The organism is Roseinatronobacter sp. S2 (assembly GCF_029581395.1).
Lineage (GTDB): Bacteria > Pseudomonadota > Alphaproteobacteria > Rhodobacterales > Rhodobacteraceae > Roseinatronobacter.
The window spans coordinates 140,213-152,460 of the sequence record NZ_CP121115.1 but is presented as its reverse complement, the minus strand read 5'-3'; the positions used below and the strand labels follow the sequence as shown (position 1 = coordinate 152,460).

General features: G+C 58.4%; 11 protein-coding genes. 2 read left to right on the top strand and 9 right to left on the bottom strand.

Going from position 1 to position 12,248, the window contains the following annotated elements; genetic code table 11:
• Positions 1-21: 21 nt before the first annotated feature.
• The 8 genes from P8S53_RS17525 to P8S53_RS17490 all read right to left on the bottom strand — a co-directional run bounded on the left by P8S53_RS17525 (position 22) and on the right by P8S53_RS17490 (position 8,782).
• Positions 22-1,623: a glycoside hydrolase family 43 protein gene (locus tag P8S53_RS17525; protein WP_277807123.1), complete on the bottom strand. Its 1,602-nt coding sequence runs from the start codon at positions 1,621-1,623 to the stop codon at positions 22-24.
• Positions 1,620-2,669: an L-glyceraldehyde 3-phosphate reductase gene (gene mgrA, locus P8S53_RS17520; protein WP_277807122.1), complete on the bottom strand. Its 1,050-nt coding sequence runs from the start codon at positions 2,667-2,669 to the stop codon at positions 1,620-1,622. Before mgrA ends, P8S53_RS17525 begins: the two co-directional genes overlap by 4 nt.
• A complete protein-coding gene (locus P8S53_RS17515; protein ID WP_277807121.1) occupies positions 2,666-3,787 on the bottom strand; it encodes a Gfo/Idh/MocA family protein in 1,122 nt (373 codons plus the stop codon). Before P8S53_RS17515 ends, mgrA begins: the two co-directional genes overlap by 4 nt.
• Before the next feature lie 10 nt (positions 3,788-3,797).
• Positions 3,798-4,547, bottom strand: coding sequence for a sugar phosphate isomerase/epimerase (locus P8S53_RS17510; RefSeq protein ID WP_277807120.1), 750 nt, complete (start codon positions 4,545-4,547; stop codon positions 3,798-3,800).
• 35 nt (positions 4,548-4,582) lie between these two features.
• Positions 4,583-5,668 carry an ABC transporter ATP-binding protein gene (locus tag P8S53_RS17505; protein WP_277807119.1) on the bottom strand — a complete coding sequence of 362 codons (1,086 nt, stop codon included), beginning with the start codon at positions 5,666-5,668 and terminating at the stop codon, positions 4,583-4,585.
• Positions 5,669-5,677: 9 nt separating this feature from the next.
• Positions 5,678-6,565, bottom strand: a complete 888-nt coding sequence (locus P8S53_RS17500; protein ID WP_277807118.1) for a carbohydrate ABC transporter permease — start codon at positions 6,563-6,565, stop codon at positions 5,678-5,680.
• Positions 6,562-7,473, bottom strand: coding sequence for a carbohydrate ABC transporter permease (locus P8S53_RS17495; RefSeq protein ID WP_277807117.1), 912 nt, complete (start codon positions 7,471-7,473; stop codon positions 6,562-6,564). Before P8S53_RS17495 ends, P8S53_RS17500 begins: the two co-directional genes overlap by 4 nt.
• Positions 7,474-7,546: 73 nt before the next feature.
• The gene (locus P8S53_RS17490) at positions 7,547-8,782 is read right to left on the bottom strand and encodes an ABC transporter substrate-binding protein (RefSeq protein ID WP_277807116.1); all 1,236 of its coding nucleotides are present in this window, start codon (positions 8,780-8,782) and stop codon (positions 7,547-7,549) included.
• A gap of 218 nt (positions 8,783-9,000) precedes the next feature.
• On the opposite strand from P8S53_RS17490, the gene P8S53_RS17485 reads away from it, so the two are divergent.
• Complete coding sequence (locus tag P8S53_RS17485; protein WP_277807115.1) at positions 9,001-10,110, top strand: LacI family DNA-binding transcriptional regulator; 1,110 nt, start codon at positions 9,001-9,003, stop codon at positions 10,108-10,110.
• On the opposite strand, the gene P8S53_RS17480 is transcribed toward P8S53_RS17485, so the two are convergent.
• Positions 10,073-10,990: a LysR family transcriptional regulator gene (locus P8S53_RS17480; RefSeq protein WP_277807114.1), complete on the bottom strand. Its 918-nt coding sequence runs from the start codon at positions 10,988-10,990 to the stop codon at positions 10,073-10,075. The genes P8S53_RS17485 and P8S53_RS17480 overlap by 38 nt on opposite strands.
• A gap of 146 nt (positions 10,991-11,136) precedes the next feature.
• On the opposite strand from P8S53_RS17480, the gene chvE reads away from it, so the two are divergent.
• On the top strand, positions 11,137-12,186 hold the full coding sequence (gene chvE, locus P8S53_RS17475; RefSeq protein WP_277807113.1) for a multiple monosaccharide ABC transporter substrate-binding protein: 1,050 nt from the start codon (positions 11,137-11,139) through the stop codon (positions 12,184-12,186).
• The last annotated feature ends 62 nt before the right edge of the window (positions 12,187-12,248 follow it).

The following is a 12,248-nucleotide window of genomic DNA, read 5'->3' as shown; positions in this document are numbered from 1 at the left end:
GTGTTTTTCCGGGCAGGTCACTTAGACCTGCCCGGGTTCGGGAGTATAGTCGAAGCTGCGGAAATGCGCAGGCCGCGCACGTCCGGTAATGTCAAAGGCGGCCATGCCGACGAAAGCACCGGTGAAAGAGCCATGCTCGCCCCGACCGCCTTCGTCGGAGATGACGGATGCATCCAGCGCAGGCCCAAGGGCCACCCAGTCGCCGCCCTGATGCCAGTAGAATTGCTGCACCGCACGGCTGACCTTGACCGCCAGCCAGACCGGGCCGGCGTCCAGCGCCACCGGATCGCACGGCCAGTGCAGCGCGCCATCGGGCCAGTCACCGGCGCAGGACATGATTGTCAGACACCGGCCCAGTTTTTCGTCCCATGTGACGGCAGCGAAATGGAATTTGCTGCGGTTGTAATATGTCACCAGCCCCGCCGCTTGTTGGTAGGTGTCGGGCGCAAATTCGGCCAGTTCGGATTCCGCGCGGTATTGCAGATGTTCCTGCCTGCGCGCGACCAGTGCCTGCTCAAACCAGCTGCCTATGCTTTCGCGCGCATGCAGACACAGCGCGTCGCCGGTCAGGGTAAACAGACGCTCAGGTTGCGGGCTGCGCAACCACTGGAATTCCGGCGGCAGGTCCGGCCCGTCGAATGTGCGGCGTATCGCGGTTGCGGGCCTTGGGGCCACATCGACAGGGGCGGGCACGTCCAGCGCGGGCACCGGCCCACCCTGCGCCAGATACAGCCAGCCATCATCGGCCCAGACACATTTCTGAATCGCGGTTTCGCGCCCCAATGGTGAAAACCGTCCCGGCAGCGGACGCGAACATAAATGCGTGTGATACACGTCGCCTTGCGGGGTTTCCACGATCTGGCCGTGGCCCGCGCGTTGCAGGGGCGCGTCGGGGTGGTCCTTGGAGGTGATCAGATGCGTGTCGGGGTGCAACTCATAAGGCCCATCAATCTGGCGCGCCCGCGCCATGGTGACCGCATGGCCATAGCCGGTGCCCCCTTCGGCGGTGGTCAGGTAATAATAGCCCCCCCGCTTGAACAGATGCGGCCCTTCGACCAGCCCCAGCGGACTGCCCGGAAATATATTGCGCACCGGACCTGTCAGCCCGTGTTCGGGGTGCCATTCCTGCAACAAAATCCCGTCAAAGGCGGGGCTTTTGGGCTGCCCGCCCACGGACCGGCCGCAATGGTTCCATTGCATATTCATAAACCATTTGCGCCCGTCATCATCATGGAACAGCGACGGGTCAAACCCTGAGGAATTCACATAAATCGGGTCGGACCACGGCCCTTCAATCGCGGGCGCGGTGACGATGTAGTTATGCGCGTCCTTGAAATTGCCATCCAGCCGTTTGACATCCGTGTAGACCAGCCAGAACAGCCCGTCCGCATAGGACAGGCACGGCGCCCAGACACCGCAACTGTCGGGGTTGCCGCGCATGTCCAGCTGGCTGGCGCGCGTCAATGGCCTGCATGCCAGATCCCAGTTCACCAGATCGCGGGAGTGGTGGATTTGCACGCCGGGAAACCATTCAAAGGTCGATGTGGCGATGAAATAGTCGTCACCCACGCGACAAATCGACGGGTCGGGGTTGAAACCGGGCAGAATGGGGTTGCGGATCATGGGGTTGCTTCCTTGTCCAATTCCGATGATTGCGCCCAAAGATTGATGTTCTCTTCGTCGGCCCAGCGGTCAATCTGCGCCAGTTCCGCATCGGTAAAATCCAGATTGTCGACCGCGCCTGCACAATCCACAACCTGCGACGGTTTTGACGCCCCGATCAGCGCTGTGGTAATCCCACCCCCGCGCAGGACCCATGCAATGGCCATTTGTGCCAATGTCTGCCCGCGCGCGGATGCAATGTCATTCAGCTTGCGGATATTTTCAATCGCGCGCTCGCTGATCATGCCGGTGGCCAGCGATTTGCCCTGGCTGGCGCGGCTACCTTCGGGAATGCCCTTCAGGTATTTCGTGGTCAGCATCCCTTGCGCCAATGGCGTGAACGCGATGGAGCCCACGCCCAGTTCGTGCAAGGTTTCCTTCAGCCCGTCGCGTTCAACCCAGCGATTGATCATATTGTAGCTTGGCTGGTGGATCACGCAAGGCGTGCCCAGATCCTTCAGAATGGCCACCGCCTGACGGGTGCGTTCGGAATTATAGCTGGATATGCCCGCATAAAGCGCGCGGCCCGACCGCACGATGTAATCCAGCGCACCCATGGTTTCTTCCAGCGGCGTGTCGGGGTCGAACCGGTGCGAATAGAAGATATCCACATACTCCAGCCCCATCCGTTTCAGGGACGCATCGCAAGATGACACCAAATATTTGCGGCTGCCCCATTCGCCATATGGTCCCGGCCACATACGGTAGCCGGCCTTGGTGGAAATCACCATCTCGTCCCGGTATGGCGCGAAATCGGTGCGCAGGATTTCCCCGAATGCAGATTCCGCAGCACCCGGACGCGGGCCATAATTATTGGCCAGATCAAAATGCGTGATGCCATGGTCAAACGCAGTCTGGCAAATGCTGCGCTTCACCTCGTGCGGGGTGTCATCGCCGAAATTGTGCCACAGGCCCAGCGAGATTGCAGGCAGCATCAACCCCGACGCGCCGCAGCGGCGGTATTGCATCCGCGCGTAGCGGTCGGCAGCGGCGCAATACACACTCATGCTAGCAACGCCTGCGCGACTTCGGGCGACAGGGCCTCGGGGCGGTCACAGGTGGTGGTGATGTCAAGAACCTGCCCAGCCGTGGCGGCGTTCAGGATTGCGGTCATCACATCCACCACATGTAGCGAGAATTCCAGCGAACACCGATGCGCGCGACCGTCCGTAATGGCCAGCGCCATATCGGCCAGCCCTGCGGCACGGTAATTGGCATTTGTGCCATCATTGGCCCGCCCGAACGGATGGTCCCATGCCACCCCTGCCGATGTGAACGCGGCCTTGGATGTCATGCGCACTTCCCCCCCGAAGAAATTGGGGTCAGGCACATGCAGCGTGCCATCCGCGCCATAAAGTTCCATCGGCGCATGACAATGTTGCCACACGTCCCAACTGGCGCAATAGGTCACCTGCGCGCCCGACTGGAACTGCAAGATTGCGTGGATGGTGGTGGGCGTTTCCACGGTAATCTTTTCGCCATGGCGGGGCTGGGATGTGATGGTGCGTTCGGCTTGCGCACTCATGCTCATGGCGGTCACACGTTTGACCGGCCCCAGAAGCTGCACAAGGTTAGAAATGTAATATGGCCCCAGATCAAGAATTGGCCCGCCACCGGGCTTGAAAAAGAAATCCGGGTTGGGGTGCCACATTTCCATGCCCGGGCTTTGTACGAAACAGGTGCCGGAACTGACCTTGCCCACGCGCCCGGAATCCACCAAATGACGCGCCAGCTGATGCGCACCGCCCATGAACGTGTCGGGCGCAGACCCTACGCGCAGGTCCTTCTCGGCGGCTTTTGCCGCCAGTTTCTGCCCTTCTTCCAGCGACAGGACAAACGGCTTTTCGGAATAGACGTGTTTTCCGGCGTCCAGAATTTGCATGGACACGTCGAAATGCGCGGCAGGCACGGTCAGGTTGACGATGATATCAATATCATCTGCGCCTAAAAGCCCGTCAACGGTTTCGGCACGCAGGCCGAATTCTTCTGCGCGCGCCTTGGCCGCATCTGCATTCAGATCGGCGCAGGCCCGCATTTCAATGCCGCGAAACAGCGGTGCAAGGCGCATATAGGCGGCCGAGATATTGCCGCAGCCAAGAACGCCGATACCCAGTGTTTTAGTCATGCTGTGCCCCTTAGAATTGGCGGTAATTGGTGATTGAACGGCGCGCGAAACGGGCCAAGTCATTGGGGTTGTCATGTTCTATCACGAACAGGCTGACACCGTTGCTGCGCAATTCGGCCATGATGGCTGGCCAGTCCATGGTGCCGTGGCCCACATCGGCCCAGCCGTCTTCGTCCGCGCATTGCCCTTCAGGGGCGATGTCCTTGACATGGGCTGCGGTGATGCGCGACCCGTGCTGCGCAATCCACGCCAGTGGGTCACCCCCACCGCGCACGATCCATGCAATATCGGCTTCCCATTCCATGGATGGCGCCCCTTCCAGCAGCAGTGCCATCGGGATTTCACCACTGGTCAGCGGCATGAATTCCCAATGGTGGTTGTGCCAGCCAAAGCGCAGGCCCGCATCCTGCACACGCTTGGCAGCGACTTCCAGCCGTGCGGCCAGATCGCGCCATGCCTGCGCATCAGCCCCGTCGCGGTAAACATCATCAGGGGCGGGACAGTAAAGCTGGCCAATGCCAAGCGCTTTGGCATTGGCGATGGTTTGGTCGAAATCCGATTCAAAATTGGCAAGCGGAAAGAAATGCCCCGATGGCATGGACAGCCCGCGCGCATCCAGCGCTGCGCGGAATGCGGCCGCGTCCTCATAGACGCCGCCAAACCCTTCGACCTGCGTGTAGCCAAGTGCGGCCAGCTGGTCCAGAACCTTGTCCCATGGGGTAAAATTGCGCGCAGAATAAAGCTGGAATGAAACATCCATAGTGTATTTTCCTTCTTGGTGTTCGTGTTGGAACGCTACAGGCGCGCTTCGCTTTTCTTGTCAAACAGCGACAGGCGCGCTGGGTCAAACCCGATTGGCACCGTGTCCCCAATGGCGACTTCTGCCTGCCCGTCCATGCGGAACCGCAATTCCTGTTTGCCGATCTTGGCCCAGACCTGCGTGTCCGACCCCATGGGTTCGACCATGTCGACATAAGCATCCAGTTGCACCGGCTGCGTTTGCGCCATCTGGCCGGAAAGCACATGTTCAGGGCGCAGCCCCAGCCAGACAGGGCCGGTAATGGGGGCGGATGTAAATTCATACCCCTGAACCGAAATCGCCATTCCAAGCCCTGTGTCAAACTGCTGGTCCGCAGCATCCAGCTGGCCGGGAATAAGGTTCATTGCGGGTGAACCAATAAAACCTGCCACATATTTGTTCACGGGACGGTTGTAGATTTCCGCAGGCGGGGCAAGCTGCATGATCTGCCCGTCGCGCATGATGGCAATGCGGTCGGCCAGTGTCATGGCCTCGACCTGATCATGGGTCACATAGATCATGGTGTTTTTCAGCGTGTGGTGCAGACGCTTGATCTCGACCCGCAGATTGGCACGCAGCTTGGCGTCCAGATTCGACAGCGGTTCGTCAAACAGGAACACATCCACATCGCGCACCAAAGCGCGCCCGATGGCCACGCGCTGGCGCTGACCGCCAGACAATGCGGCAGGTTTGCGTTTCAGCAGCGGTTCGATCTGCAACACGTCCGCCGCGCGGGCAATACGGGTTGCAATCTCGGCCTTGGGAACACGGGCGTTTTTCAACCCGAAGGCCAAATTCCCCTCGACCGTCATTTGCGGATATAGTGCATAGCTTTGGAACACCATGCCGATGCCGCGTTTGGACGGTTCTTCCCATGTGACATTCTTGCCCTGAATGTGAATTTCACCATCTGTGACGTCCAGCAACCCCGCGATGCAGTTCAGCAACGTGGATTTCCCGCACCCGGACGACCCCAGCAGCACCAGAAACTCCCCCTGCCCCACATCTAGGTTCAGGTCTTCCAGAACCGTGACTGCCCCGAAGGAAAGTGTCAGATCCTTGATTGAAATTGAATGTGTCATGGTTTCGCCCTAGCCTTTGACCGCGCCCGCAGCGATGCCGCGAATGAATAGTTTCCCAGAGAAGAAATACACAACCAGCGGCACCAGCCCTGTCAGCAGCGTCGCTGCCATGTTGACATTATATTCCTTTACCCCCTGAACCGAATTGACGATGTTGTTCAGCTGCACTGTCATCGGGTAATTTTCAGGCCGCGTGTAAACCACCCCGAACAAGAAGTCGTTCCAGATGCCAGTGACCTGAATAATCCCCGACACCACGAAAATCGGCAACGACATGGGGATTACGATGCGAAAGAAAATGCCCCAGAACCCTGCGCCATCAACGCGGGCGGCCTTGAACAACTCTTCCGGCAAGGCGACAAAGTAGTTGCGGAACAACAGCACATTGATGGGCATGGCAAAGACCGTATGCACCAGCACCAGCCCCCACAGCGACCCGAACAGACCCAGTTCACGCAAGATGATGACCAGCGGATACAGCAGCACCTGATAGGGAATGAACGCGCCCAGCAGCAGGATGCCAAAGAACACTTCCGACCCTTTGAACCGCCAGCAGGCCAGCACATAGCCCGTCAGCGCCGCCACCGACACCGAGATGATCAGCGACGGGATCAGAATACGGACCGAATTCCAGAACCCGCGCGACAACCCGTCACAATTGATGCCGGTGCAGGCCTCTGACCACGCCTTGACCCATGGTTGAAACGTAATTTCCACCGGCGCGGAAAATATGTTGCCCACACGGATTTCGGCCATGTCCTTCAGCGATGTGACGATCATCACATATAGTGGCAGCAGGTAATACAAGCTGAAGATGACCAGCGCGCCATACAGCATGATATTGCGCGGCGACAAGGCCTTTTGCGGCTTTGCGCCGCGGGGGGTAACAGCGGTCATTGGCGCTTCTCCCGATATTGCATATAGGCCCATGGGATAAGAATGATGGCGACGGTTACCAGCATCATTGTCGATGCGGCAAAGCCCTGCCCCAGATTCTGGCGAGTAAACAACGTGTCATAGACAAACTTCGCCGGCACTTCGGACGAGATGCCGGGACCGCCCGATGTCATCGCCACGACCAGATCGTAAAGTTTCACAATACCGCTGGTCACCAGCACCAGCGCGGTCACGAAAACCGGCTTCATCATGGGAATGATCACCACGATATAGGTTTTCCATATCGGAATTCCGTCCACGCGGGTCGCTTTCCATATGTCTTCGTCAATACCGCGCAGACCCGCCAGCATGATGACCATGATCAGGCCCGTTCCCTGCCATAACCCCGCAATCAACAGGCCGATGATCACCAGATCAGGATTATACAGCGGGTCAAAGTTGAACCCTGAAAACCCAAGCCCGCGAATGACCGACTGAATGCCGAAATCAGGGTTCAGAATCCATTGCCACACAAGGCCGGTCACAATGAAGGACAGGGCAAAAGGATACAGGAAGATCGTGCGGAATGTATCTTCAAACCGGATTTTCCGGTCAAGAAGGGCCGCCAGAAAAAACCCCAGACACATCGTCAACACAAGTGACACGATGCCGTAAACAGCAAGGTTTTCAATGGATACCAGCCACCGGCGCGTACTCCACAAACGTTCATACTGATCAAAACCGACCCAGTTCAGCCGTGGCAACAGGCGCGAGTCGGTGAAGGAATGAACAATCGTCCAGATCGTGCCCCCCACGAATACGCCAAGCCCCACCAGCACCATCGGAATGGCCGCCAGTTTGGACGACAGATTGCGCAGCAGGCGGATTGGCGGGCGTGCGCCATCACGAGCGCGTCTTGCGCTTGACATCTTGATCCTCCGGTATCTGGAAAATTCTGTTGAACATCCGGGGTTCCCTGCATAGGGAACCCCGGCCACCTGATTAATCCGCGCGCGCGACAATCTCGGCGTACAGACGTTGGGCTTCTTCTGCGGTGTAGTTTGGATCGTTCCAGAATTCGACCATCAGATCTTCAATCTGGCCTTGCGTATCCGGCGAAAATGTCTGGTTTGCATCCGGCAGAATGTTGCCTGTCGCCAGAATTTCCAGCCCCTTCTGCATGCAGTCATTCGCGGCTTCCAGATCGACATCACCGCGGACCGGCAGCGACCCTTTCTTAAGGTTGAAGGCCACCTGCGCTTCAGGCGAAATCATCAACGAGGCCAGTTCAAGCTGGGCAGCCTCTACTTCGGGGTCATTGATTTTGGGGAAATAGAACGCATCCCCGCCCGTCGAGATGATTTCAGTTACACCAAGACCGGGCAGGCAGGAATAATCCTCGCCTGCGACAAGACCGGCGACCTGAAATTCGCCCTGCGCCCAGTCACCCATGATCTGCCCGCCAGCCTGACCGGAAATGACCATATTGGTGGCCTGATTCCAGTCCTGCACGTTGGACCGCGCAGAAAAGGCGCGCGCCTGTGCTGCGGCTTCGAACACGCGGGCAAATTCCGGCCCGGCGGCCACTTCGGCATCATGGTCGATATGCACCGCCGACCATGCCTCGTTTCCGGCCAGCGCAATGGCCATCACCCCGAAAGCACCCACTGCCTGCCAGGGTTGTCCACCCATCGCCAGCGGGACTTTTCCTGCTTCTTGCAGCGCGGGGGCCGCTTCGATGAATTCGTCCCAGTTGGTGGGAACGGGAAGGCCTACATCCTCATAGGCCTGATGGCTTAGCCACAGCCATTGCCAGGAATGAATATTGATAGGCACACAGTAAAGCCGCCCGTCAATCGTGCAGCTGTCCAGCAGCGATGTCGGGTTCACGAAATCATGCCAGCCCTCGGCCTCGGCCAGGTCGGTCAAATCCAGCATCAGGCCCGCTTCGGCCAGTTCTTCGGCCTGACGGCCATGGTTGAACTGGGTGGCGCCCATCGGATCACCGCCAGTGATACGGCCAATCATGATCGGGCGCGCTGTGCCGCCGGCACCTGCGATGGCACCATCGACCCAGGTGTGTTCGGTGTTTTCATTGAACAGGCGTGCGAATTCGGCGACTGCCGCCGCTTCCCCGCCCGATGTCCACCAATGCGTGACTTCCAGATCAACGGCCAGCGCCGATGTGCCAACGGAAATCAGACTGGTTGATGCCAGCAGTGCGAATGTTTTTTTCATGCGTTCCTCCCTGAACGGCATAAGCCGCTTATGTCACGGTGCTGCGCGGGTTTTTCAAGAATGTCTTGCCCGCGCTATGTAATCGATTACACTATTGTCACAAAGTAACCCCCTCCAAGGATGAATCACCATGTAATCGATTACACTACCTTCAATCAGTCGAAACTATCTGTCAAGAAATTTGTAACCACTCTGACAACAAGGTTCCGGTATCACGGATGCAAAAGGCCCCGCCAAAGATCAAGGATGTCGCGCAAGTCGCCGGTGTATCAACCGCGACCGTCAGCCGCGCCCTGACCCAGCCCGACCGCCTGAGCGAAGCTACGCGCGCAAAGGTTTTTGATGCTATTGAGGCCACGGGCTACCGTGTCAATCAGGCGGCGCGCAACCTGCGCACACGTCGCGCGGGGGCTGTGCTGGTGCTGGTCCCCAATCTGGGCAACCCGTTCTTTTCGACGATCCTGTCCAGCATGAACGACGTGTTGTCCGCGAACGGGTATTCCGTGCTGGTGTTTGACAGCCAGCAACCCGGCGCATCCGAACAGGCGGTCGCAGATTGTTTTCTGAACGGCAGCGTGGATGGCATGATCACGCTTGATGGCAATATGTCGACCATCACCGCGAAAGCCCTGCGCAGCGCCAATATGATGCGAAATGTCGTGTTTTGCTGCGAATGGTCCGACCATTGGGCATTGCCTTCGATCCGCAGCAATAACGGATTGGGGACAAGGCTGGCCGTGGATCACCTTGTGGCGCTGGGGCATCGACGCATTGCGCATGTGACCGGACCGGACTCCAACATTCTGGCCCAGATGCGCAAGTCTGCGTATATTGACCGCTGTGCCGCGCACGGGCTGGACATTGCGCCGGAATGGATTGTTCAGGGGGATTTCTCGTTGGGGGCTGGCGCGATGGCGGCCGACCGCATTCTGGCAGTGAACCCGCGCCCTACGGGCGTATTCTGCGCATCTGATGCGATGGCATTAAGCTTTGTTGCACGGTGCAGACAACGCGGTGTTCGCGTGCCCGAAGACATGTCCGTAGTCGGTTTTGATGATATTGAAATGGCTGCTTTTTTGGAACCGGGCCTGACAACCATCCGGCAGGACCGGGCTGGCCTTGGCAGACTGGCCGCGCAGGAATTGCTGGCGCGGCTGCGCGGTGAACAAAAAACCGAAGGCGCGCATGTCATTTATTCCCCTGTCGCGCTGATTGAACGGGGAACCACCGCCCCGCCACTGGACAGCCGCACAGACAGCCCCGCAAATGGCCGCACGCCCCCGTCCAAGTCTACAGAATTTCAAGAACCCGTTGATAAACCCGCATAACCGCCGCGGTGCTGGCATGGTGCCGGTGGCGGATAATAAAATAGGGCTCCACGCTGATGGTCTGGGTTATGTCCAGCACGGCCAGACGTGCGCCAATGCCGTTTGCGCCCAGCAGCTCCGCGACTTCTTGCGCCTGCGGGGTGATGGCATTTCCGGCTGCAAGCATGGTCAATGCCACCAGCAGGGATGAACTGTTTGACACCTGATCGGGCAATGGCAGGTCTGATGTCCGGAACACATTTTCAACCGCCTGCCGGATGGGTGCCCCCCGTTCCTGCATGACCCATTCATACTGCCGCAAATCCGACAGGGCGCAGGCCGGTTTGCCCGCCAGCGGATGCTGGTTATTCACCAGCAGCACCACACGTTCCGTGCGCGCGGGGTTCATTTCCAGATCGGTGGTGTCATACCCCGGCGGCGGGCGCGCGATGATGAAATCAAAATGGCGTTCTTCCAGCCCGCGGATCAGCTCAGCCGACGGCGCGACATGGATTGTCACGTCAATATCGCGGGATTGTTCGCGGATATGGGCGATTGCGGGCACAACATACCCCACCGCAGGCCCGGTGACGGCCCCGATGCGCACACGCCCCGATTGCCCGGACCGAAGCATGCCCAGTTCCTGTTCCAGCCCGTCAAATTCCGCAAGGATCATTCCCACACGCCGCAGGATGGAACGCCCAATTTCTGTTGGCAGCATTCCGCGCGGCAACCGTTCAAATATCGGCGCGCCAATATCGGCCTCGATATCGGCCAAAATCCGCGATGCGGCAGGTTGCGAAATGGCCAACTGATCCGCCGCAAATTGCAGCTTGCCGGTTTCGGCAATCCGCAAAAGCAGCTTCAGATGGCTGGGTTTCAGGCGGGACAAGGACAGCATGACAATAGACATACAATAAATGGTATGGATACTTCAATTAATATCATTTGATGGCAATGCCGCGCATACCTATTATGGCATCTTCGGTGTCAATAGTCGGGCATGAACCCGACCGCGCCGCAGCATTTCTCTGGGAGGAGCAAATCATGACTTTTAAACTAGTGACCGCATCCGCGGTCGGACTTACACTTGCCACCGGCGCCATGGCCGAAGGGCTGATCGGCATTGCCATGCCAACGCAATCATCCGCCCGCTGGATATCAGATGGCGAATCCATGGTTGGCCTGTTCGAGGACGCCGGCTATTCCACAATTCTGCAATATGCCGAAGATGACATTCCCAATCAGCTGGCCCAGATTGAAAACATGGTCACCAACGGGGTTGATGTTCTGGTCATCGCGGCGATTGACGGCACCACATTGTCCAACGCGCTGGAAAATGCACATTTCGCGGGAATTGACATCATCGCCTATGACCGGCTGATCCGCGACAGTGAACATGTCAGCTATTACGCGACCTTCGACAATTTCCAGGTTGGCGTGCAACAGGCGGACTCGCTGATTTCGGGGTTGGAATCGCGCTTCGGGTCCGGGCCCTGGAATGTGGAACTGTTCGGCGGCTCGCCCGATGATAACAACGCGTTCTTCTTCTATGATGGCGCAATGTCGGTGATCCAGCCGCTGATTGATGATGGATCGATCAACATTGTGTCCGGTCAGATGGGCATGGACCGTGTGGGCACGCTCCGCTGGGATGGTGCCGTTGCACAGGCGCGCATGGATAACCTGCTGTCCGCGCATTACACCGATGCAGATATTCATGGCGTGCTGTCCCCCTATGACGGGCTGTCGATTGGTATTCTGTCCTCGCTCAAGGGGGTAGGTTACGGGTCGGATGATCAGGAAATGCCCATTGTGACCGGGCAGGATGCTGAAGTCCCGTCCATCAAGTCCATTCTGGCGGGCGAGCAGTATTCGACCGTGTTCAAGGACACGCGCGAACTGGCGCGGGTGACAGTTGGCATGGTCAACGCGCTTCTTGGCGGGGACGAGCCGGAAATCAACGACACCGAAACCTATGATAACGGTGTCAAGGTTGTGCCCAGCTTCTTGCTGGAGCCGGTGTCGGTTGATGCCTCGAACTGGGAAGAAATCCTGATCGGGTCGGGCTACTACACCGAAGAGCAACTGCGCTAAGTCTGTTCATTCACCCTGCAACCGCATGCCTTGGGGCAGTCCTCAAGGCATGCGCATAATTG

Excerpts from the sequence above, each read along its gene's own strand:
- P8S53_RS17495 (WP_277807117.1), bottom strand. The coding sequence starts at position 7,473 with ATGTCAAGCGCAAGACGCGCTCGTGATGGCGCACGCCCGCCAATCCGC.
- P8S53_RS17480 (WP_277807114.1), bottom strand. The coding sequence starts at position 10,990 with ATGCTGTCCTTGTCCCGCCTGAAACCCAGCCATCTGAAGCTGCTTTTG.
- mgrA (WP_277807122.1), bottom strand. The coding sequence starts at position 2,669 with ATGAGTGTGTATTGCGCCGCTGCCGACCGCTACGCGCGGATGCAATAC.
- P8S53_RS17525 (WP_277807123.1), bottom strand. The coding sequence starts at position 1,623 with ATGATCCGCAACCCCATTCTGCCCGGTTTCAACCCCGACCCGTCGATT.
- P8S53_RS17505 (WP_277807119.1), bottom strand. The coding sequence starts at position 5,668 with ATGACACATTCAATTTCAATCAAGGATCTGACACTTTCCTTCGGGGCA.
- P8S53_RS17515 (WP_277807121.1), bottom strand. The coding sequence starts at position 3,787 with ATGACTAAAACACTGGGTATCGGCGTTCTTGGCTGCGGCAATATCTCG.
- chvE (WP_277807113.1), top strand. The coding sequence starts at position 11,137 with ATGACTTTTAAACTAGTGACCGCATCCGCGGTCGGACTTACACTTGCC.
- P8S53_RS17500 (WP_277807118.1), bottom strand. The coding sequence starts at position 6,565 with ATGACCGCTGTTACCCCCCGCGGCGCAAAGCCGCAAAAGGCCTTGTCG.
- P8S53_RS17510 (WP_277807120.1), bottom strand. The coding sequence starts at position 4,547 with ATGGATGTTTCATTCCAGCTTTATTCTGCGCGCAATTTTACCCCATGG.
- P8S53_RS17485 (WP_277807115.1), top strand. The coding sequence starts at position 9,001 with ATGCAAAAGGCCCCGCCAAAGATCAAGGATGTCGCGCAAGTCGCCGGT.
- P8S53_RS17490 (WP_277807116.1), bottom strand. The coding sequence starts at position 8,782 with ATGAAAAAAACATTCGCACTGCTGGCATCAACCAGTCTGATTTCCGTT.